General features: G+C 74.4%; 18 protein-coding genes. 8 read left to right on the top strand and 10 right to left on the bottom strand.

The features are described 5' to 3' along the window. Positions 1-83 precede the first annotated feature (83 nt). Together dapC and fdxA are read right to left on the bottom strand one after the other, a co-directional pair. On the bottom strand, positions 84-1,229 hold the full coding sequence (gene dapC / locus PU704_RS02330; protein WP_277549981.1) for a succinyldiaminopimelate transaminase: 1,146 nt from the start codon (positions 1,227-1,229) through the stop codon (positions 84-86). Next, positions 1,226-1,555 carry a ferredoxin gene (gene fdxA, locus PU704_RS02325; RefSeq protein ID WP_047801516.1) on the bottom strand — a complete coding sequence of 110 codons (330 nt, stop codon included), beginning with the start codon at positions 1,553-1,555 and terminating at the stop codon, positions 1,226-1,228. The genes dapC and fdxA overlap by 4 nt, the downstream gene beginning before the upstream one ends. 70 nt (positions 1,556-1,625) lie before the next feature. On the opposite strand from fdxA, the gene PU704_RS02320 reads away from it, so the two are divergent. Beyond that, on the top strand, positions 1,626-1,928 hold the full coding sequence (locus PU704_RS02320; RefSeq protein WP_277549980.1) for a putative acetyltransferase: 303 nt from the start codon (positions 1,626-1,628) through the stop codon (positions 1,926-1,928). A gap of 132 nt (positions 1,929-2,060) precedes the next feature. On the opposite strand, the gene PU704_RS02315 is transcribed toward PU704_RS02320, so the two are convergent. From PU704_RS02315 to PU704_RS02295, 5 genes are all read right to left on the bottom strand, one after another. Then, on the bottom strand, positions 2,061-3,413 hold the full coding sequence (locus PU704_RS02315; RefSeq protein WP_277549979.1) for a PIG-L family deacetylase: 1,353 nt from the start codon (positions 3,411-3,413) through the stop codon (positions 2,061-2,063). Positions 3,414-3,450: 37 nt separating this feature from the next. Continuing rightward, positions 3,451-5,364: a translational GTPase TypA gene (gene typA, locus PU704_RS02310; RefSeq protein ID WP_277549978.1), complete on the bottom strand. Its 1,914-nt coding sequence runs from the start codon at positions 5,362-5,364 to the stop codon at positions 3,451-3,453. Positions 5,365-5,669: 305 nt separating this feature from the next. Next, the gene (locus PU704_RS02305) at positions 5,670-6,368 is read right to left on the bottom strand and encodes a maleylpyruvate isomerase family mycothiol-dependent enzyme (RefSeq protein ID WP_277549976.1); all 699 of its coding nucleotides are present in this window, start codon (positions 6,366-6,368) and stop codon (positions 5,670-5,672) included. Between the two features lie 130 nt (positions 6,369-6,498). Next, positions 6,499-7,599, bottom strand: coding sequence for a winged helix DNA-binding domain-containing protein (locus PU704_RS02300; RefSeq protein WP_277549975.1), 1,101 nt, complete (start codon positions 7,597-7,599; stop codon positions 6,499-6,501). Then, positions 7,596-8,984, bottom strand: a complete 1,389-nt coding sequence (locus PU704_RS02295; RefSeq protein ID WP_277549974.1) for an MFS transporter — start codon at positions 8,982-8,984, stop codon at positions 7,596-7,598. Before PU704_RS02295 ends, PU704_RS02300 begins: the two co-directional genes overlap by 4 nt. Before the next feature lie 209 nt (positions 8,985-9,193). On the opposite strand from PU704_RS02295, the gene PU704_RS02290 reads away from it, so the two are divergent. From PU704_RS02290 to PU704_RS02275, 4 genes are all read left to right on the top strand, one after another. Beyond that, positions 9,194-10,777 (top strand): cation:proton antiporter family protein, encoded by a 1,584-nt coding sequence (locus PU704_RS02290; RefSeq protein ID WP_047801509.1) that lies wholly within the window; start codon positions 9,194-9,196, stop codon positions 10,775-10,777. A 227-nt stretch (positions 10,778-11,004) separates the two neighbouring features. After that, the gene (locus PU704_RS02285; RefSeq protein WP_277549973.1) at positions 11,005-12,372 is read left to right on the top strand and encodes an ABC transporter substrate-binding protein; all 1,368 of its coding nucleotides are present in this window, start codon (positions 11,005-11,007) and stop codon (positions 12,370-12,372) included. 128 nt (positions 12,373-12,500) lie between these two features. Beyond that, entirely contained in the window at positions 12,501-13,487 is a 987-nt protein-coding gene (locus PU704_RS02280) for a carbohydrate ABC transporter permease (RefSeq protein ID WP_047801507.1), read from the top strand. Next, complete coding sequence (locus PU704_RS02275) at positions 13,484-14,461, top strand: carbohydrate ABC transporter permease (RefSeq protein WP_277549972.1); 978 nt, start codon at positions 13,484-13,486, stop codon at positions 14,459-14,461. The genes PU704_RS02280 and PU704_RS02275 overlap by 4 nt, the downstream gene beginning before the upstream one ends. Positions 14,462-14,550: 89 nt before the next feature. Here PU704_RS02275 and PU704_RS02270 read toward each other — a convergent pair whose 3' ends face one another. Further along, on the bottom strand, positions 14,551-18,027 hold the full coding sequence (locus PU704_RS02270; protein WP_277549971.1) for a pullulanase X25 domain-containing protein: 3,477 nt from the start codon (positions 18,025-18,027) through the stop codon (positions 14,551-14,553). 98 nt (positions 18,028-18,125) lie between these two features. Continuing rightward, positions 18,126-18,986, bottom strand: coding sequence for an aminoglycoside phosphotransferase family protein (locus PU704_RS02265; RefSeq protein ID WP_277549970.1), 861 nt, complete (start codon positions 18,984-18,986; stop codon positions 18,126-18,128). Positions 18,987-19,106: 120 nt separating this feature from the next. On the opposite strand from PU704_RS02265, the gene zupT reads away from it, so the two are divergent. Next, positions 19,107-19,892, top strand: a complete 786-nt coding sequence (gene zupT / locus PU704_RS02260) for a zinc transporter ZupT (protein WP_075872746.1) — start codon at positions 19,107-19,109, stop codon at positions 19,890-19,892. Between the two features lie 81 nt (positions 19,893-19,973). Here the strand turns inward: zupT and PU704_RS02255 are convergent, their stop codons facing one another. Then, positions 19,974-20,618 carry a mismatch-specific DNA-glycosylase gene (locus PU704_RS02255; RefSeq protein ID WP_277549969.1) on the bottom strand — a complete coding sequence of 215 codons (645 nt, stop codon included), beginning with the start codon at positions 20,616-20,618 and terminating at the stop codon, positions 19,974-19,976. A 36-nt stretch (positions 20,619-20,654) separates the two neighbouring features. Between PU704_RS02255 and PU704_RS02250 the strand changes: the two genes are divergently transcribed. Further along, positions 20,655-21,335 (top strand): alpha/beta hydrolase family protein, encoded by a 681-nt coding sequence (locus PU704_RS02250; RefSeq protein ID WP_277549968.1) that lies wholly within the window; start codon positions 20,655-20,657, stop codon positions 21,333-21,335. A gap of 93 nt (positions 21,336-21,428) precedes the next feature. Then, positions 21,429-21,830 carry a LapA family protein gene (locus tag PU704_RS02245; protein WP_277549967.1) on the top strand — a complete coding sequence of 134 codons (402 nt, stop codon included), beginning with the start codon at positions 21,429-21,431 and terminating at the stop codon, positions 21,828-21,830. Positions 21,831-21,903 lie beyond the last annotated feature (73 nt).

The raw sequence follows: 21,903 nt of genomic DNA, 5'->3' as shown, positions 1-21,903 counted from the left end.
GTCTCGGGACACAGCGATCGTCAGGGTCCAACCTACCTGTTCCGTCGGCGGGCGGACCAATCCCGGCGCCGCGCGGGAGCGCCTCAGCGGCGGGCGAGCCGCTGCGCGGCGGCGTCGATCCGCTCGTCCGTGGCGGTGAGCGCGAGCCGCACGTACCCCTCCCCGGCCGTCCCGTAGAAGACGCCCGGGCCCACCACGACGCCCCGCTCGGCGAGGCGCTGGACCGTGGACCAGGTGTCCTCCCCGGCCGTGCACCACAGGTAGAGCCCGGCCTCGGAGTGCTCCACGCGCAGCCCGAACGCCTCCACGGCGGGCACCAGGCGGTCGCGCCTGGCCCGGTAGAGCGCCTTCTGCGCGTGCACGTGGGCGTCGTCGCCGAGGGCGACCCGCATGGCCTCCTGGACGGGGGCCGGGACGATCATCCCGGCGTGCTTGCGCGAGTTCACCAGGTTGGCCATCAGCCGGGCGTCGCCGGCCAGGAACGCGGCACGGTAGCCGGCGGCGTTGGACTGCTTCGACAGCGAGTACGCGGAGAGCAGCAGGGACGTGTCCCCGCCGCTGACCCGCGGGTCCAGCACGGAGGGGACGGGCGTCCCGCCCTGCTGGACGTCCCACGCGCCCCAGCCGAGCTCGGCGTAGCACTCGTCGGAGACGACCACCGCCCCGAGGTTTCGGGCCTGGTCGACGACGCGGCGCAGCGACCCGGCGTCGCGCACGATGCCGGTCGGGTTGGCCGGCGAGTTCAGCCAGACCAGGCGCACCCGGGCGCGGACCTCGTCCTCCAGCTCGTCGAGGTCGTCGGCGGCCACCGCCTCGGCGCCGGCCAGCTGCGCCCCGATGTCGTAGGTGGGGTACGCCACCGTGGGGCGCACGAGCACGTCCCCCGGGCGCAGGCCGAGCAGCAGCGGCAGCCACGCGACGAGCTCCTTGGAGCCGACCGTGGGCATGACCGCGGCCGGGTCCAGGCCGGGCACGCCGCGCCGGCGGGCGTACCAGGCCACCACGGCCTCCCGCAGGGCGGGCGTGCCGTGGGTGGTCGGGTAGCCGTGGGCGTCCGCGGCGGCGGCGAGCGCGTCCTGGACCACCAGCGGGGTGGGGTCCACGGGCGTGCCGATGGACAGGTCCACGACCCCGTCCGGGTGCTCCGCGGCGACGGCGCGGTACGGCGCCATCGTGTCCCACGGATAGTCCGGGAGGGCGAGGCCGAAGGACCGTGCCGTCTCGGTCACTGGGCGCCCTGGTTCTGCGGGGGCAGGGCCGCGATCATCGGGTGGTCCGTGTGGGTGTTGCCGAGCTTGGCGGCCCCGCCCGGGGAGCCGAGGTCGTCGAAGAACTCGACGTTGGCCTTGTAGTAGTCGGCCCACTCCTCGGGGGTGTCGTCCTCGTAGTAGATGGCCTCGACGGGGCAGACCGGTTCGCACGCGCCGCAGTCCACGCACTCGTCGGGGTGGATGTAGAGCGAGCGCTCCCCCTCGTAGATGCAGTCGACGGGGCACTCCTCGACGCAGGCCTTGTCCTTGACGTCGACACAGGGCTGGGCGATGACATAGGTCACGGCGTTTCACACCTTTCTGCTGGGATTCTCCGACCAGTCTAGCCACCGTGTCCTGGCTACGATGACAGCCATGGTCTCCCCGACATCCGGCTCAACGTCCTCCCCCGTTCCGTCATCCGCGGCCGTGGAGTTGCTCGCGGGCCTGCCCTCCGGTACACGGGTGAGCGTGCGCTACGCCCTGCCCGCCGACGACGCCTCCGGGCTGCCGCTCACCGACGCCCTGGGCGAGCTGGTGGATCCGGACCCCGGCGGGGGCGCCGGGACGGTCACGGTGCGCACCCGGCGCGGGGACGTGCTGATCCCCGCCGCGGCGGTGCGGGCCGCCCGGGTGGTGCCGCCGGCCCCGCCGCGCCGGCGTCCGCGCGGCGGCTGAGCAGGGCGGCTGAGCGGGGCCCTGTGCGGGACGGCAGAGCGGGACGGAGTCAGACCCGCGGGGCCCCGGAGGTGCGGCCGGGCCCGTGCGGCTCGGGGTGCCCCGGCGGACGCCGAGGCCGCGGCCGGGTGCTCAGGCGGGGCGGGCCGTCCGCCGCCGGGCGCGCACCCAGCGGCCCGTGACGAGCACGGAGGCGATCGTCACCGCGAACACCACCACGAACCAGGCCAGGCCCAGGACGCCGACCACGGTGCCCGGGTCGGTCACCACGATCACGGAGCCGTCCCCGCCGTAGGCGAAGAACCAGGAGACGAGGTAGCCGATCAGCCCGGGCACGGCGGCGGCCCACACCCGGCGGGTCGCGGTGCCGACCCACAGGGACACGCACAGCAGCAGGGCGGCGGCGAAGAGCAGTCCCCACGGGAGCCACCAGCCCGCGGGCGCGTACCAGACCGCCCCGTGCAGCACCGTGGCCACGCTCGCGCCGGCGAGACCGGCGGCGACCGAGGTCACCAGGGTGGTGGGCAGCGAGGCCGGGCCGGCGTCGGTGCGCGTCGGCTCCGCGGAGGCGCCCGGGTCCCCGGCGAGCAGCCGGAAGGTCTCCAGGGCGCTGAAGGACTGCCAGACCCCGTTGGACAGGGCGAAGCGGCTGCCGTCCTCGGCGAGCACCAGCTGGGTGGCGTGGGCGGCCATGGCGGCCCGCTTGCGCTCGGCGGAGCCGTGCACAGCGGCCTGCGGGCGGGGGTCGTCCGCCCGGGCCTCGCCCTCGACGGCCCACAGGAGAGGGGTGCGCCAGGGCTCTGCGGTCCCGCCCGGCGCGTCCGTGCCGGGACGGGCGGCCAGCTCCGCGCCGCGCACCGCGACGGCGGCCGTGCGGACGTGGTCGGGGTGGCCGTAGCCGCCGTCGTCGTCGTAGGTGACGAGCACGTGCGGGCGGACGGCGCGCACGGCCGCGGCGACGTGCGCGGCGGCCTCCTCGGCGGACGCCGCGGTGAGGCTGTGCGGGGAGGAGTCCCCGGCCGGGGCCGCCCGGCCGTCGGGGCCCCAGGACATCCCGGAGTCGTGGTAGTGGCCCGTGCCGCCGGCGAAGCCCACGGCGGGGTCCAGGGCGGGGGGCTCGCCCGCGAAGAAGCGGTCGGCCAGCCCCAGCGCGGCGGCGGCGTGGTCGAGCTCCCCGACGCGGTAGCGGCCCAGTGCGGTGCCGTCGTCGGTGCAGCCGGGACGGCCGACCTCGAGCCCGCGCAGGGGTTCGGGGATCACCTCGCCGCGCTCCCCGCGGGTCATGGTGAGCAGCACGACCTGCGCGCCCAGCTCCGCGTACCGGCCCATCGTGGCGCCCGTGGCGATGGACTCGTCGTCGGGGTGGGCGTGCACGAACAGCAGCCGGGCGTCCTCCGGGCGCAGCCCGGCGGGCAGCAGCCCCGGCAGGGCGTCCTCGCGCACGAGGACGCCCTGCTCGGGGTAGTACGGGACGGGCTGGGTCACGACCGGGCCTGCTGCGCTCGTCTGCCGGGCCGGCGGCTCAGGCCCGGGCGCGGGCGCGGTTGGCCTTCAGCCGCTCGTTGGCGTCGAGGACCACCTTGCGGATCCGGATGGACTCCGGGGTGACCTCCACGCACTCGTCCTCGCGGGCGAACTCGAGGGACTCCTCGATGGTCAGCTTGCGCGGGGGCGTCAGGTTCTCGAAGGTGTCGGAGGAGGCCGCACGCATGTTGGTGAGCTTCTTCTCCTTGGTGATGTTCACGTCCATGTCGTCGGCGCGGGAGTTCTCGCCGACGATCATGCCCTCGTAGACCTCGGAGGTCGGCTCCACGAAGAAGGAGCCGCGCTCCTGCAGGTTGATCATCGCGAACGGGGTGACCACACCGGCGCGGTCGGCGATCATCGACCCGTTGGTGCGGTACTCGATGTCCCCGGCCCACGGCTCGTAGCCGTCGGCGTAGGAGGAGGCGATGCCGGCCCCGCGGGTCTCGGTGAGGAACTTCGTGCGGAAGCCGATGAGCCCGCGGGAGGGGACCTTGAACTCCATGCGCACCCAGCCGGTGCCGTGGTTGGCCATGGCCTCCATGCGGCCCTTGCGGCCGGCCATCAGCTGGGTCACGGCGCCGAGGAACTCGTCCGGCACGTCGATGGTCATGTGCTCGTAGGGCTCGTGCACCTTGCCGTCGACGGTCTTGGTGACCACCTGCGGCTTGCCGGCGGTCAGCTCGAAGCCCTCGCGGCGCATCTGCTCCACGAGGATGGCCAGGGCCAGCTCACCACGGCCCTGGACCTCCCAGGCGTCCGGGCGCTGGGTGGGGAGCACCTTGAGCGAGACGTTGCCGACAAGCTCCTTGTCGAGGCGGTCCTTGACCTGGCGGGCGGTCACCTTGGCGCCCTTGACGCGGCCGGCCAACGGGGAGGTGTTGATGCCGATGGTCATGGAGATCGCGGGGTCGTCCACCGTAATCAGGGGCAGGGGCTGCGGGTTCTCCGGGTCGGTGAGGGTCTCGCCGATGGTGATGTCCTCGATCCCGGCCACGGCCACGATCTCACCGGGGCCGGCGGACTCGGCCGGGACCCGGTCCAGGCCCTTGGTGGCCAGCAGCTCGGAGATCCGCACGTTCTTCAGCTCGCCGTTCGCCCGCGCCCAGGCCACGGTCTGGCCCTTCTTGAGGGTGCCGTTGAAGATCCGCAGGAGGGCGAGGCGGCCCAGGAACGGGGAGGCGTCCAGGTTGGTCACGTGGGCCTGCAGCACGCCCTCGGGGTCGTAGGAGGGGGCCGGGACGTGCTCGATGATCGTCTTGAACAGCGGCTCCAGGTCCTCGTTGTCCGGCAGCGAGCCGTTGGCGGGCTGCTCGAGGGAGGCCCGGCCGTCGCGGCCCGCGGCGTAGACCACGGGCACGTTCAGGACGGCGTCGAGGTCGAGGTCGGGCTCGTCCTCGGAGATGTCGGAGGCCAGGCCCAGCAGCAGGTCCATGGACTCGCCCACGACCTCCTCGATCCGGGCGTCGGGGCGGTCCACCTTGTTGACCACGAGGATCACGGGCAGCTTCGCCTCGAGCGCCTTGCGCAGCACGAAGCGGGTCTGGGGCAGCGGGCCCTCGGAGGCGTCCACGAGCAGCACGACGCCGTCGACCATGGACAGGCCGCGCTCGACCTCGCCGCCGAAGTCGGCGTGGCCGGGGGTGTCGATGACGTTGATGGTGATGGTCTCCCCGTCGGCGGAGGGACCGTCGTAGGACACCGTGGTGTTCTTGGCGAGGATCGTGATCCCCTTCTCGCGCTCCAGGTCACCGGAGTCCATCACGCGCTCCTCGACCTCACCGTGGGACGAGAACGCGTGCGTCTGCTGGAGCATCGCGTCCACGATGGTGGTCTTGCCGTGGTCGACGTGGGCCACGATGGCCACGTTGCGGAGGTCGGCGCGCTGGGCGGTGGTGGAGGTTACAGACATACGCGTGGGTCTCTCTTCGGGTGGAGATGCGGGGGGAGGTGCAGCCCTCCCGATGGGTGCGGCCGGGGCGCCGCCGCGCACCCGGAGGGACCCGGGCGGGGGCGCCCGCACAGCGGGCCACCGGACAGTCTACCTTGCGGGACCGCCCGCGCGGCACCCCGGGGAGCTGTGACCCCGCCGACCCCGGCGGCCCGTCGCCCCCGCCCCCGCGGCGCCGGGCCCCGGTGCTGCGGCGGACTCCCCTGCCCGTTCCCGGGGAGGCACCGCACCCGTCGGGGGTCGGCGGGTGCGCGCCGGGGCGGGGCTCACCAGGCGGGCAGCACCGGCAGGCGGTCCTCCGCCGTGACGCGCTCCGTCTGCCCGCGCGCCAGCCACGCCAGCAGCCCGGCGCGGTCGGACCGGACGCGCGCGGCGCCGTCGCCGATCACCCACTCGTCGCCCCCCTCGCTCACCAGGGTCGTCCCGGGGGCGTCCTTGGCGCGCATGGTGCGCACCGCCGCCTCGAGGGCGTCGAGCAGCGAGTCCGGCTCGGCCCGTTCCAGGGTCCAGTCCGCGTCGAGGTCGTGGTGGTGGACGACGATCTCCGAGTTCCGCAACGCCACGACGGCGAGGGCGGGGATCCGCTTGCCGTGCATGTGCACCTCGTCCACGGCGAGGTCCCCGCCCAGCCGCTCGCTCTGCTCGGCGAAGTAGTCCGCGCTCTCGCGGGTCCGGCGCAGCAGCTCCTCGCGGGGCAGGGCGGCGAGCTCGTCGATCTCCCGGTTGCGGGCCTCGGGGGACGCGTAGGGACGCTGCTCCCGGCCCGTGACGGCCCAGTCGACCAGCCGGACGAGGGCCCGCCCGTTGGAGGCGAGGTGGGCGACGACGTGGGCGCGGCTCCAGCCGCCGCACAGCGAGGGCGCGGCCAGCTCCTCCGCGGAGAGGGACTCCGCCGTGGCGAGGAAGCTGTCGGTCTCGCGCCCGAGGCGGGACAGGTCGGTGTGCAGGCGGGTGGGATCGCTCATGGGCCCACCCTATCCAGCGACGTGTGAGCCCGGCCACCGCCGGCCGCCGAGTCCGCCCGCCGCCCGGCCCGGCACCTCGCCGGCCGGGCGCCGGGGGTCCCACGGCGCCGGGTCCCGGCCCGGGGCCGGGTCAGAGGACCGGCAGGCGCGCGAACGACCGCTCGGCGGCCCGGCGGCGGGTGGCCGAGAGCTCCTCGAAGGGCTCCAGCACGAGTCCCGGCGAGCTCGCCCGGCGGCTGCGCCCCCAGGTGCCCACCACGCGCCCGCCGGCCACGACCGTGGGCTTGAAGACCCCGCTGGCGCCGGGGACGATGCGCGCGGCGTGCCGGCCGGCCAGCACGTGGGAGCGGTCCCCGTAGCCCAGGACGTACTCGTCGAACGGCGGCAGCAGGTGCACCCCGGCCGCCCGCCGGTCCGCCCGCACCGCGGCCCCGAGCACCTCGGGGGCGCACCACAGCTCTCGGCCGCGGGCGTCGTGCACGGCCACGACGTCGTCGAGCACCGCCACCGCGGCGCGCACCGTGGCGCGCGGCAGCGCCGCCCAGCGGGCGGCGTCGGCGACGGAGGCCGGGCCGTGGCTGCGCAGGTAGCGGCGCACCCAGCGCACGACGACGGGCGGCACCCCGGGTGCGGGGGCCCGGCCGGGGGCCTGTCCGGTCTCCGGGACCCAGTCCGCCACGGAGACCACGAGCTGGTCGCGGGCTCCGGCGGCCAGGGGGCCCATGCACAGGGTCGCGTCCAGGTGCAGGGCGAGCATGAGGTGGTAGGCCCGGCCCGGGGCGCCCAGCAGCCCGGCCTCCTCCCACGCGGCGTGCAGCCGCTCCCGGGGCTGCGGCCCGTGGCGCAGCGCCGCCAGGGCGGTCTCCCGGGCCGCGTCCAGGCGCTCGTCGACGCCCAGCTCGCGCCGGCGGGCCGCCGTCGCGGAGACGGTGCGGGGCCCGAGCACGGCCAGCCACGCCCGCAGCTCCTCGGCGGGCACCAGGTGCAGGGTCCCGCGCATGGGCCACGTGCGCACGATCCGCCCCTCTGCGAAGGCCTCGCGCACCCCGGCGGCCCCGGCGCCCCGGCGCAGCCCGACCGACACGAGGGCGCCGGGCAGGTCCTGGGCCTGGACGGCCCCGAGGGCGCGCACGACGTCCTCGGGGGCCGCGTCGGCGGGGCGCACGAGCCCGTGGGCGGCCAGCCGGGCGAGGCCGATCTCCCGGTCGCCGAGGACGGGCGGGGAGGTCATGCCAGGGTCCGGCCGCGCTGCTCGGGCAGGGCGAACGTGGCCGCCGCGGCCACGAGGAACGCGGCCCCGAAGACCGCGAAGACCACGACGAGGTCGTAGCGCTCCCCGCCCAGGCCCAGCAGCACCGGCACCGACAGCGGGGCGAGGATGGAGGCGATCCGGCCGAACGCGGCGGCGGCGCCGGTGCCCGTCCCGCGCAGCGCGGTGGGGTACAGCTCGGGGCCGATGGCGTACAGCGCGCCCCAGGCGCCCAGGTTGAAGAAGGACAGGGCCATCCCGGAGCCGATCACCTGCCAGGGGAGCACGACGGTGCCGACCGAGACGATGCCGAACAGCACCGCGCTCACCGCGGAGCCCCCGAGGAAGACCGCCAGGGTGATCCGCCGGCCCCAGACCTCGATCAGCCAGGCGGCCGCCGCGTAGCCGGGCAGCTGGGCGAGCGTGATGACCAGCACGTAGCCGAAGGACGTGGTCAGGGTGAAGCCCTGCTGGAGGAGCAGCGTGGGCAGCCAGGTGAACGCCCCGTAGTAGGCGAAGTTGACGCAGAACCACACGGTCCACAGCGCCCCGGTGCGCCGCCGCAGCCCGGCCGACCAGAGGCCGCCCGTCCCGCTCGCCGGCGCGGCGGCGGGCTCGGCGGCCCGGGCCTGCTCCTCGGACTCCGGCCGGGACCGGCCCAGGGCCGGGGCGCGCTCGAACGCGCGCACGGCCGCCTCCGCCTCGTCCGCGCGGCCGCGGCTCTCCAGGAAGCGCACGGACTCGGGCAGCGCCCGGCGCACGACCACCGCGTAGGCGGCCGGCACCAGGCCGACGACCAGCGCCCAGCGCCAGCCGTCCGGGGAGGTCGGCACCACGAAGTAGCCGATGAGGGCGGCCATGATCCAGCCCACGGCCCAGAAGGACTCGAGGACCACCACCAGGCGGCCGCGGATCCGGCGGGGCGAGTACTCGGAGACGAGGGTGGAGGCCACGGGCAGTTCCGCGCCGAGGCCCAGGCCCACCACGAAGCGCAGCACGACGAGCGCGGCGAGGGAGCCCGCGAGCGCGGAGGCGCCGGTGGCCAGCCCGTAGACGAGCAGGGTCAGGGCGAACACCTGGCGGCGGCCGATCCGGTCGGCGAGCAGCCCGCCCAGGCCGGCCCCCACCGCCATGCCGACGAAGCCGATCGAGGCCAGCAGGGACAGCTCCCCCGAGCTCAGCGCCCACTGCTGGGCGAGGGCGGCCATCACGAACGACACGAGGCCGACGTCCATGGCGTCCAGCGCCCAGCCGACGCCGGAGCCGACGAGCAGCTTCCGGTGCTCGGTGGTGTAGGGCAGCCGGTCCAGCCGCTGCGACCGCGTCAGCGCGGACGTGCTGCCGGCGGGCCGCGGGCTCTCGTGCATGCTCCGGTCCTTCCCCTGTGCGCGGTGCGGCGACCACGGCGGTGCTGGGACGCCCCGGTCGTGGGGCTGCCGCGGCGCTGCGACCACTGTAGGCGGTCGGCGGGGCGGACGGCGCCGGCGGGGCCCGTCCCGCCCCGGCCCCGCCGGGGAGGTGCTCCGCCCCTAGACTGGGAGGGTCCCCACCCACCGGCCCGGCGAGGGAGCCTGCTGTGACAACGGTCGCCGTGTACCTGGTCGTCGCCTTCGGCGCGGGCGCCCTGGCCGTCCTGCTCCGGCTGCCTCCCCTGGTGGGGTTCCTGGCCGCGGGCTTCGTGCTCAACGGCATGGGCGTGGAGCGGCTGGAGGCCGTGGAGGAGCTCGCCGACGTCGGCGTGACGCTCATGCTGTTCGGCATCGGGCTCAAGCTGGACGCCCGGTTCCTGCTCCGCAAGGAGGTCTGGGGCACCGCCGGGATCCACATGGTGCTGAGCACGGCGCTGGGCGCCGGCTTCCTGGGGCTGTTCATGCTGGCCGGCCTGGCCCTGCCCGACGCGGACCTGCCCACGCTCGCCCTGGTGGGCTTCGCGCTGTCCTTCTCCAGCACCGTGCTGGTGTTCAAGGTGCTCGAGGAGCGCAGCGAGACCACGTCCCTCTACGGTCGCGTGGCGATCGGCATCCTCATCATGCAGGACATCGCGGCGGTCGTGTTCATCACCGCCACGAACGAGCACCCGCCGAGCCCCTGGGCCCTCGGTCTGGTGCTGCTGGTCCCCGCCGCCTGGGTGTTCCGCCGGGTCTGGGACCGGATCGGGCACGGGGAGATGCAGGCGCTGTTCGGGGTGGTCATGGCCCTGGTGCCCGGCTACTTCGCCTTCTCCGCGGTGGGCATCAAGGGGGACCTGGGGGCGCTGCTGGTGGGCATGCTCCTGGCCTCGCACGCGAACGCGAGCGAGCTCTCCCGGACCCTGTTCACCCTCAAGGACCTGCTGCTGGTGGCGTTCTTCGTCTCGATCGGGTTCAACGGCATGCCGGACTCCATGACGGTGCTCCTGGGCCTGCTGCTGCTGGTGCTCGTGCCGGTGCAGTCGATGCTGTTCGTGCTGCTGCTGTGGCTGTTCGGGCTGCGCCGCCGGACGTCGCTGCGCGGCGGGCTGGCCCTGGCCAACCACTCCGAGTTCGCCCTCATCGTGGGAGCCATCGGGGTGTCCGCCGGCATGCTCACGGAGCGCTGGCTCGTGGTCCTCTCGGTGGCGGTCGCGGCGAGCTTCGTGGTCTCCGCGCTGGTCAACCGGCGCGGCTCCCCCCTCATCGGCACCCTGGCCCGGCGGCTGCCGGAGCACCCGGAGCACCGGCTGCACCCGGAGGACCGGCCCATCGACATCGGTCACGCCGACGTGCTGGTGCTGGGCATGGGACGGGTGGGCCAGGCCGCCTACCAGGAGTTCTCCGGGGAGTACGGGTTCTCCGTGGTGGGCATCGAGAACGCCACCGACCGGGTCGAGCGGCTGTGCGCCCAGGGCTTCGACGTCCAGGAGGCCGACGCGACCGACCAGGAGTTCTGGGAGCGGGTGATCGCGACCGGCCACGTGCGGATCGCGGTGCTGGCGATGCCCTTCCACGGCTCCAACCTCGTGGCCCTGCGCCAGCTCACGGAGTCCGGGTTCACGGGGGCCGTGGCGGCCGTGGCGCAGTACGACGACGAGGTGCAGGAGCTGCGCGGGCACGGGGTGCGCACGGTCTTCAACCTCTACAGCGGCGCCGGGATCGCCCTGGCCGCGGAGACCGTCGAGGCCCTCGGCCGCCGGGCCGACTGAGGCCCCGGACCCCGGGCCCGGCGACGACCGGACGTTTTCTTTCGCAACACCTTGTCTTCGACTCCCGAACTCAATGTGTGCCAGGTCACTGTTGTGGTACTTTCATCGCGTTCGCACAAATGTTCCTCGGCGGTAACCCCCGTGGTTTCCCGGGCTCCGAGTGCGGAAGTCGAAACCATCGCATGGCCGGCCCACCCGCCGGCCGACCGGGAAATCGGAGACAGCCCATGTCCACATCCCCCTCCACCCGACGCATCACCCTGGCGCTCGCCGCCACGGCCGCGGCCGTGACGCTCACCGCCTGCGGCGGCGACAGCGGCTCCGAGGACGCCACCGCGGCCGGCGGCGACGTCGACTGCTCCGCCTTCGAGCAGTACGGCGACCTCAGCGGCAAGAGCGTGAGCGTCTACACCTCGATCGTGGCGCCCGAGGACCAGTCCCACATCGAATCCTACGCCCCGTTCGAGGAGTGCACCGGCGCGGACATCGTCTACGAGGGCTCCCGGGAGTTCGAGGCGCAGCTGCTCGTGCGCCTGCAGTCCGGCAGCGCGCCCGACGTCGCGTTCGTCCCGCAGCCGGGTCTGATCCGGACCATCGCCGAGGACCACCCGGACGTCATCCAGCCGGTCGGCGAGGACGCCGCGGCCAACGTGGACGAGTACTACGACGCCTCCTGGAAGGAGTACGGCACGGTCGACGGCACCTTCTACGGCACCCCCCTCGGGGCGAACGCCAAGTCCTTCGTCTGGTACTCGCCGGCCATGTTCGAGGAGGCCGGGTACGAGGTGCCCAAGACCTGGGACGAGCTCATGGAGCTCTCGGACACGATCGCCGGGACCGGCGCCAAGCCGTGGTGCGCGGGCATCGAGTCCGGCGACGCCACCGGCTGGCCGGCCACCGACTGGCTCGAGGACACCATGCTGCGCACCGCCGGGCCCGAGGTCTACGACCAGTGGGTCAACCACGAGATCCCCTTCGACGACCCGCAGGTCGTCGAGGCCCTCGACGCGGCCGGGGCGATCCTCAAGGACGACAAGATGGTCAACGGCGGCCTGGGCGACGTGCGCTCCATCGCCACCACGGCCTTCGGCGACGCCGGCCTGCCGATCCTCGACGGGTCCTGCTGGATGCACCGCCAGGCGTCCTTCTACCAGGCCAACTGGCCGGAGGGCACCAACGTGGCCGAGGACGGCGACGTGTTCGCGTTCTACCTGCCCGGCCAGTCCGAGGACGAGAAGCCGATCCTGGGCGGCGGCGAGTTCACCGTCGCCTTCGCCGACCGGCCCGAGGTCCAGGCCTTCCAGGCCTACCTGACCAGCCCGGAGTGGTCCAACGCCAAGGCCCAGGCCACCGAGTTCGGCTGGATCTCCGCCAACTCCGGCCTGGACCCGGAGAACCTGAAGTCCCCGATCGACAGGCTGGCCTACGAGCAGCTGACCGACGAGAACGCGGTGTTCCGCTTCGACGGCTCGGACCTCATGCCCGCGGCGGTCGGCGCCGGGTCCTTCTGGAACGGCATGACCGACTGGATCTCGCTCGGCAAGGACAGCGAGGCCGTCCTGGCCGACATCGAGAAGAGCTGGCCGTCCGAGTGACCGCCGGCCGTCCGTGACGCACCGGCGGGCGGGCCGGGTCCCCGCGACCCGGCCCGCCCGCCGCGTGCCACCGGACGGACCCGCGGCGCCGACGACGGCCGCCGGAACCGAGCCCTGAGGAGCTCTTCGTGGACCTTTTGCTGAACGCCGACACGACGGCGGAGAAACTGCTCGTCATGTGCGTGGCGATCCTGCTGTTCGTCGGGGTCACGGCCGCCGTGCTGTGGCTCGTCGACCGGCCCTCCCTCCCCCGCTGGGTGCCGCTGGTGGGCTTCCTGGGCCCGGCCGTGGCCCTGCTGGTCTTCGGGCTGCTGTACCCGGCCGCCCGCACCGTGCTCGGCTCCTTCCAGGCCCGGGACCGGCAGACCTGGGTGGGGCTGGACAACTACCGCACCATCCTGACCGAGGACGGGTTCCAGACCGTCCTGTTCAACACCGCCCTGTGGGTGCTGCTCGTGCCCACCGTGGCCACGGCCGTGGGACTGGTGTACGCGGTGCTCGTGGACCGGACCCGGTTCGAGAAGCTGGCCAAGACGCTGATCTTCCTGCCCATGGCGATCTCGCTGGTGGGCGCGTCGATCATCTGGAAGTTCGTCTACGAGTTCAAGCCGGACCAGCCCGGCGTCCGGCAGACGGGCCTGCTCAACCAGCTGCTGGTGTGGCTGGGCGTGCCGCCCCAGCAGTTCCTGCTGGACCCGCCCTGGAACACCTTCTTCCTGATCGCCGTGATGATCTGGATCCAGACCGGCTTCGCGATGACCGTGCTCTCGGCGGCCATCAAGGCCATCCCGGACGACATCATGGAGGCCGCGCGGCTCGACGGCGCCGGGGCCTGGCGCATGTTCGCCTCCGTCACCGTGCCCTCGATCCGCCCGGCCATCGTCGTGGTCATCACCACGATCGCGATGGGGACCCTGAAGGTCTTCGACATCGTCCGCACGATGACCGGCGGCAACTTCGGCACCTCGATCGTGGCCAACGAGTTCTACACGCAGAGCTTCCCGCTGGGGCAGCCGGGCATCGGTGCGGCGCTGGCCGTGGCGCTGTTCGTGCTGGTCGTCCCGATCGTGCTCTACAACATCCGGCAGATGAAGCTTTCCGAGGAGCAGCGATGACCACCGCCGCCAACATCCCGCCCGCCTCGCCCGACGACCTCGTCGAGGACGACCGCCCGGAGCGCGGCGGTCCCGCCGGGACGACCGTGGTCCCGGCACGGCGCCGGGGCCTCGGGGAGCGGGCCGCCCGGGCGAGGACGAAGCTCAGCTCGCCGTGGGCCTCCCTCGCCGCGGTCGTCATCGCGGTGCTGTGGACGACCCCCACGCTGGGCCTGCTCATCACCTCCTTCCGCCCGGAGCTGGACATCCGCCGCTCCGGCTGGTGGACGTTCTTCGCGGACCCGTCCGTCACCCTGGCCAACTACGAGGAGGTCATCACGGGGTCCGCGACCTCGAGCTTCGCGGCGTTCTTCGTCAACTCCGTGGTGATCACGGTGCCCGCGGTGGTCATCCCGATCACGCTGGCCCTGCTGGCCGCCTACGCGTTCGCGTGGATCGACTTCCGCGCCCGGTCCTGGCTGTTCGTGTCCGTGTTCGCGCTGCAGATCGTGCCGATCCAGATCACCCTGATCCCGCTGCTGACCCAGTACAACCAGTGGGGCCTGGCCGGGTCCTTCTGGGCGGTCTGGCTCTCGCACACGATCTTCGCCCTGCCGCTGGCGATCTTCCTGCTGCACAACTTCATGATGGACATCCCCCGCACCCTCATCGAGGCCGCGCGGATGGACGGCGCCGGGCACGTGACCATCTTCTTCCGGGTGCTGCTGCCCCTGCTGGTCCCGGCGATCGCGTCCTTCGCGATCTTCCAGTTCCTGTGGGTGTGGAACGACCTGCTCGTGGGGCTGACCTTCGGCTCCAACCTCAACGTGGCGCCCCTGACGGTGCGCCTCGGGGAGCTCGCCGGCACGCGCGGCTCGGAGTGGCACCTGCTCTCCGCCGGGGCCTTCGTGTCCATGGTCGTGCCGATGATCGTGTTCCTGGCCCTGCAGCGCTACTTCGTCCGCGGGCTGCTGGCCGGTGGCGTGAAGGGCTGAGCGCCCGCCGGCCCCGGCGCACGGAGAGGCCCCCGGAACTCCGGTTCCGGGGGCCTCTCTGTGCGCCCGCTGCCGGGGCGGGTGCGGCGCTACCGGGCGTCGGTGACGCCGGTGGCGGCCACGATCCGGCCCGTGCCGTCGGTGGCGGAGACCACGGCCTGGTCCGCCAGGACCTCCCCGGCCTGCCGGGCGGTGCGCCGGTCCACCTGCAGGGCGAACCCGCCCGCCAGCTCGGGGCGTTCGGCGAGGACGCCGGCCGGCAGCTCCGCCACGGTGACCGGCACGCTGCGGCCGCCGGTGACGGTCTCGGCGTCGAGGGCCAGGGCGCCGTCCGGGCCCCAGGTGAGGGACCAGTCGAGCAGCGACGGGTCCGTGCCGGCCGGGACCGTGCCCGCCGGGACCGCCAGCAGGTCCGCCCCGACCCACGCGGCCCGGGCCGTGCCCAGGTCCGGGCCGGCGGCGGGCTGCTCGGCCGCTCCGGTGCGGGTGCGGATCTCGTGGGTGCCGGCGTCGTACTCGATGGTGACCACCATCCCGTCCTCGGGGACGGACAGGCTCACCTCGGTGCCGCCCACGGCCCCGTCCTGCCCGTACGCCGCGCCGGCGCCGAGGTCCTCCACCACGCGGAAGGTGTACTCCCCCGCCGGGATCAGGGTCGTGGACCACGCGTAGGTGCCGTCCCCGTCCGGGTCCTGCAGCCAGGGGCGCAGGCAGTCGGGGGTGCGGTCGGCGGCGCAGCCGAGCTCGTCCTGGAACGTGCCGGAGGCCGTGAGCAGGGGCCCGTCGGCGTCGGTGGTCGCCCAGTGCGTGGCCGGGTCGTAGTAGAACGTCACCGGTCCGCCCGGGGCCTCGTAGCCGATGTTGGCGCCGGCGAGCGCGCCGCCGGCGCCGTAGTTCTCGTCCCAGGCGCGGTCGATCGCGACCTTGTAGGAATGTCCCCCGGCCGGGAGGTCGGCGGTGCCCTTCCAGATCCCGTCCCGGGGGTCGAGGCGCAGCTGCGCCTGCTCGCAGGCGGGCGCCCAGTCGGCGGCGCAGCCCATCTCGGTGTTGTGCGTGCCGGGCACGGAGACCGCCTCCGGCTGCTGCACCTCGCCCACCACCGGGCCGGTGCCCCCGCCGTCCGCGGGGGCGCCGCCCGCGCCGGCCACGGCCCAGGCCGAGGAGGCGGAGAGGTTGCCGGAGGAGTCCTTCAGCACGGCCCGGTACTCGAGCAGGGTGCCGTCGGCCACGTCCGCGGCGTCGGGAAAGACGCGGTACGGGGCGTTGTCGTCCGTGCCCAGCGCCGTCCACTCCTGCGTCCCGGCCGGGCGCACGGCGAAGCCGACCTGGGCGAAGCCGCGGCCGGGGACGTCCGCCCGCAGCTCGGTCCGGCCGTCGGCCCCGAGGTCGGGGGCCTGCAGGCGCACCTGCGGGGCCTCCTGCTCCGGGGCCAGAGCACGCCCGGCCCGGTACACGACCGTCGACAGCGGGGCGACCTCGACGTCGAGCCGGGCGTCCTTGCCGGACTTGCGCTTGTCCTTCCCGTCCGTCCCGTAGAGGGCGGTGAACTGGGTGTTTCCGGAGGACGTCGGAACGGCGACGGTCCGGGCCTGCTCGGAGTTGTTGGTGACCACCACGTACTCGCGCCGCTCGTCCGCGTCGATCCGGCTGAACGCGTAGACCCCGTCCCGGTCGGAGGAGTACCGGTGCAGCTGCGCGCCGTCGGCGAGCGCCGGGTGGGCCGCCCGCAGCGCGGAGAGCTCGGCGATCTGCTCGTAGAGCGGGTGGTCGGTGCCGTAGCGGTCGGCCGCGCCGGGCTCGGCCGCGATCATGGGTTCCTGCAGGTACTGCGGGACCTGCGTGGCGAACATGTCCTGGCGGGCCAGCTGGTCCCCGCCGGAGCCGATGAAGCCCTGCTCGTCACCGTAGTAGACCACCGGCTGGCCGCGGGTCAGGAACATCAGCTCGTTGGACAGCTCCACGCGCCGCTGCAGCTCCTCGTCGCGGAAGCCGGCGTCGAACAGCAGCCAGGAGGCGCGGCCCATGTCGTGGTTGCCGGTGAACGTGGGCAGCTGGTAGGCGTTCGAGTCGGTGTCGGTGTAGTGGTCGTCGGCGGCGTAGAAGTCCCGCAGGGACGTGGTCGCCCCGCCCTTGGCGAACTCGAGGGAGCGGGCCTGGAAGCCGAAGTCGATCACCGCCTGCAGCCGGCCGTCCGTGGTGAAGGAGGACAGGTACGCCGGGTCGGCGTCGTAGACCTCGCCGAACATGAAGAAGTCCTCGTTGTGCGCCCGGGCCGCCTCGAGCACCCGGGGGCTGAACTCCTGCCAGAACTCGAGGTTGACGTGCTTGACGGTGTCGATGCGGAAACCGTCGATGCCCATCTCCGCCCAGGCGGAGTAGATCTCCACCATCCCGTCGACCACCTCGCGGCGCTCGGTGAACAGGTCGTCCAGGCCCACGAAGTCGCCGTAGGTGACGGACTCCCCGGACCAGGTGGAGTCCCCGCGGTTGTGGTAGAGGTTCGGGTCGTTGAGCCACGCGGGGACCTTGACGCCGGCGTCCTCCGGGGCGCGGAAGGTGGGGGTGTAGGGGAACGACGTGGCGGGGTCGGTCGCGGGGAACTCCGGCGAGCCCGCGTAGCGGGCGTCGTCGAAGGGCTCCCCGGCGGCGTCGCGGTAGGGCTCCTCGGCCTTGGTGACGTAGTCGGTGGTGCCCTCGGCGTAGTCGATGACGTCCGCGGTGTGGTTGGTGATGATGTCGAAGTAGACCTTCATCCCGCGGGCGTGGGCGGCGTCGACGAGTTCCCGCATGTCCTCGTTGCTGCCCAGGTGCGGGTCGATCTGGGTGAAGTCGGTGATCCAGTAGCCGTGGTAGCCGGCGCTCTCCGCGCCCTCCTCGCCCTGCACCGGGCGGTTCTTGAAGGACGGGGTCAGCCAGATGGCGGTGGTGCCCAGGCCCTCGATGTAGTCCAGCCTCTCCTGGATGCCCTGCAGGTCTCCGCCGTGGTAGAACGCCTTGTCCGTGGGGTCGAAGCCGTGCTCGAGCCGGTCCCCCTCGAGCCCGCCGGTGTCGTTGGACGGGTCGCCGTTGGCGAAGCGGTCGGCCATCACGAAGTAGAACTGCTCGGAGGTGACGGGGGCGCGCAGGCTGTCGCCGGCCAGCGCCCGGTCCTGCTCGGTGACCTCCTCGCCGGCCACCGCGGCCGGGCGCACGGAGACCGTGTCGGTGGCGTCGTCGAAGCTGAACACCACGGTGGCGGGGCCCTCGAGCACGAGCGGCAGGTTCTCGGCGGGATGGGACTCGTCCCACCCGCCGCCGAGGGCGACCTTGTACTCCCAGGTGCCGGAGGGGACCTCGAAGGTCCCCTCGTAGGTGTCCCCGCCCACGGGGGCGAGGACGGTCTCGGCGCAGGACGGCTGCCAGTCGGACGAGCAGCCGAGCTCGTCCTGCAGGCTGCCGACGAGGGTCACGACGGGGGGCGCGGCGGCGGCCGGTGCCGCGGCGGCGAGGCCGACGGCGACCGGGGCGGCGCCGACCGCCGTGGCGGACAGCAGGCCGGCCAGGACGGTGGACGGACGACGTTTCACGGTGTCTCCAGGGGTGGTGGGATCGAGCAGGGGGTGCTCGGAAACGAGCTGGAGTCTAACCCGTGAGCTGGATCACATCCGGGAGCGCGGCCGGGGCGTCAGCCGCCCTTCTGCACGGCCTTGCACAGCTGCACCAGTCTGCTGATCGCCCGGTGCGGGAGTCCGGTGGGCCGGACCGCCTCCTCCCGGGCGGCGAGGGTGAACCGCACGAGCGCCCAGGCCCGCAGGCGCTCGGCGTCGGCGCCGGCCGCGAGGGACAGGGCCTCGATCCGGTCCTCGAGCGCCGCGGCCAGGGCCCCGCCGTGGCCGGCCGCCTCGGTGCGGGGCCACAGGCCGGCGACCAGGGCGAACTCCACGGTGCCGAGCACCGGGTCCGCCCCGGTGGCCAGCCACGGGGCGCGCCGCGCGGCGCGCACGGCCCCCGGGTGCAGGTCCTGGTGCACGAGGGCGGCGTCCAGCTCCTCGCGCAGCAGCCGGTCCAGGCTCGCGACCGCCTGCCGCCGGAAGCGCCGCGGGAACCGGGCGTCCAGCTCGGCGGCCCCGTCCAGGTCCTCCCGCCATGCCCGGGCCGCCGCCGACAGGGCCGGGAACGGGGGCCGGGGCGGGCGGGCCAGGCTGCGGGTCAGCTCGCCCAGCACGCGGCAGGCCTCCAGGTCCGGCAGGGCCCGCAGGTCCCGCTCGCCGGTGCGCTCGAGCAGCAGCGCCCGGTCCGCGGGCTCCGCCCGGAGCAGCCGCACGGCGCCGCGCCCGCCCCACAGGCGCAGCGCCAGGTGCTCGTGCTCGCCCCGGGCGCCCGGCGGGCCCAGGCGCAGCAGCGCCGGTTCCCCCGCACGGGTGCGCACCGGCAGCGCCAGGGCGCCGTCGTCGTCGCGGGACCGCCCGTCCGGGACCAGCTCCCACGCGGCCAGGTAGCGCTCCGCGAGCCCGGCCCGGAGCCGTGCCGCGCCGTCGTCGGTCATGGGTCCGCCCTCCTCGCAGGTCACCCGACCATCTTCGCCCACGGGAGCCGCCGCCCGCCCCGCCCGTGTTCGCTAGACTGCGAGCGCCCATCCCCCGGTCGGAACGGAGACCACCCGCCCGTGCACGAGCTGCTGTTCGCCTTCGGCCTGACCCTGTTCGCGGGGCTGGCCACGGGGGTGGGGGCCTTCCTGGCCCTGGTCACCAGGCGCACCGACGCCAAGTTCCTCGCGGTCAGCCTCGGCTTCTCCGCCGGGGTGATGATCTACGTCTCCCTGGTCGAGATCTTCGTCAAGGCCCAGGTGGCCCTCGTGGCGGAGCTCGGGGAGCGCGCGGGGGCGTGGGCCACGGCGGGCGGGTTCTTCGGGGGCATCGCGCTGATCGCCGTGATCGACCGGCTCGTGCCCAGCCGGGTGAACCCGCACGAGTACCCCCACGACGACGACGGCCGGCAGCGCCGGCTGATGCGCATGGGCACCATGACGGCGGTGGCGATCGCGATCCACAACTTCCCGGAGGGCTTCGCGACCTTCGTGGCGGCGATGCAGGAGCCGTCCGTGGCGATCCCGGTGGTCGTCGCCATCGCCCTGCACAACATCCCGGAGGGCATCTCGGTGGCCGTGCCCATCCACTCCGCCACGGGCGACCGGCGCAAGGCGTTCCGCTACTCGTTCCTGTCCGGGCTGGCCGAGCCCCTGGGCGGGGTGCTCGGGTACCTGGTCCTGCTCCCGTTCATGAGCGACACCGTCTTCGGCGTGGTCTTCGCGGGCGTGGCGGGGATCATGGTCTTCATCTCCCTGGACAAGCTGCTGCCCACGGCCCAGGAGTACGGCGAGCACCACCTGTCGGTCTACGGGCTCGTGGCCGGGATGGCGGTCATGGCCGTGAGCCTGCTGCTGTTCGTCTGAGCCCGCTGCTGTTCGTCTGAGTCCGCCGGGATCGGCCGGACCCGGCAGCTTCCGGCTCCGCCGGGGCCGGGGCCCACGCGCTCAGGGCCGGGGCGGCCGGGCGGGGTCGGCGCCGAGCGGGGACCCGGGGTCCGGCGGCAGCACCCCGGCGGCGCGCCCCGCCTCGGCGAAGGCCGCGGCCAGGCCCGCCCGGGAGGCGTGGGCGTTGAGCCCGCTGGGGCTGGGCAGCGCCCACAGCTGCGCCCCGGCCAGCTCCCGCTCCTGGCGCCCGAGCGCGGCCCGCGGCTCCGCGAACGCGTGCCGGTAGGCGGTGACCCCGGCGACCGCGACGACGGCGGGGCGCCGCTCGGCGACGAGGCCGGCCAGCCGCTCCAAGCCGGTCACGAACTCGGCGCGGTCCAGCTCGTCCGCCCGGGCGGTGGCCCGGCGCACGAGGTTGGTGATGCCCAGGCCGCGGCCCACGACGTGCTCGCGGTCGGCGTCGCTCATCCCCGCGGAGCAGTCCACGAGGTGGCCGGTGAGACCGGCGTCGTGCAGCGCCGGCCAGAACCGGTTGCCCGGGCGGGCGAAGTGCGCCTGGGTGGCCGCGGCCCACAGGCTGGGGTTGATCCCGCAGATCAGCAGCCGCAGTCCGGGACCGAGCAGGTCCGGCAGGGTCGCGCCCCGCGCCGCCTCCAGGTCCGCCCGGCTCGGCCGGGTTCCGCCCGGTGTCCGTGCTGGTGCCATCCCGCCATGCTAGGCCGTCCCGCTACCGTGGGGACCATGCCGCCACCGGACGAGATCACCGTGCCCACCGAGACCGGCCCGGGACGCCTCCTGGTCTCCCGGGCCTCCTCCCCCGCCGGCTCCCCCTGGGCGGTGCTGTGGCTCGGGCACGGCGCGGGCGGCGGGGCCGGCTCCCGCGACCTCGCCGCGCTCGCCGCCGGGCTGCCCCGGCACGGCGTGACCGTGGTCCGGCACGAGCAGCCCTGGGTGGTGGCCGGCAAGCGGATCGCGCCCCGCCCGGCCGCCCTGGACGCCGCCTGGCTGGCCGCTGCCCCGGCGGTCGCGGAGCTGGCCGGCGCGACGCCCCTGGTCGTCGGCGGCCGCAGCGCCGGGGCCCGCGTGGCGTGCCGCACGGCCGGGGCGGTGGGGGCCGCGGCCGTGCTGTGCCTGGCCTTCCCGCTTCACCCGCCGGGACGGCCGGAGCGGTCCCGGTCCGAGGAGCTGCTGACCCCGCGCGTGCCGGTGCTCGCGGTGCAGGGCACGCGGGACCCCTTCGGCTCCGCGGCCGAGCTGCGGGCCGCCGCGCACGGGGCGCCGGCGGTCGAGGTGCTCCCGGTCGAGGGCGCCGACCACGGCCTCAGGACGGCCCGGCCGGCGGCGCTGGGGCAGGAGGAGACGCTCGAACGGGTCACCGCCGAGACGCTCCGGTTCCTGCGCACGGCCGCCGCGCCGGGCTGAGCCGGCACGGCTCTTCAGCAGCGCCCCGCGGCGGGCTACGGTGGACGCACCAGCGTCTCCGCGAGCGTCCGCACCAGCAGGGAGAGAACCGTCATGGCACGCACCCCCGAGTCCCCCGACGCACCCCGCCCCGGCCTGCCGCCCGAGGACCGGCGGCCGGCCGACCCGTCGCCGGCCCCGCCTCCGGTGGGCACCGACCCCGCCCTGGACGAGCACCAGAAGCGCGGCGTCTCGGGGGCCATGTGGACGGCCCTGCTGCTCGGACTGCTCATCCTCGTCCTGCTGCTGGTCTTCATCCTGCAGAACAACGTCCCCACGGACTTCCGCTTCCTCGGCTGGGAGTTCGTCCTCCCCCTCGGCATCGCGATGCTCTTCGCGGCGGTGGCCGGCGCCCTCGTCATGGGGCTCGTCGGCTCCGTGCGCCTCTTCCGGCTGAGCCACCGGGTGCGCAGGCTGGAGAAGGAGCGCACGGACATCAAGCGCGCCCTGGGCTGAGCCCCCGTCCCGGCGGAGCGGCGCCGGGCCGTACCCGCCACGGCGCCCGCTCCGCCCCGACGGACCGGCGCCC

The organism is Kocuria oceani (assembly GCF_029524215.1).
Lineage (GTDB): Bacteria > Actinomycetota > Actinomycetes > Actinomycetales > Micrococcaceae > Kocuria > Kocuria oceani.
Note: the sequence above shows the minus strand (reverse complement) of the source record. Positions and strands in the feature narration are given on the sequence as shown.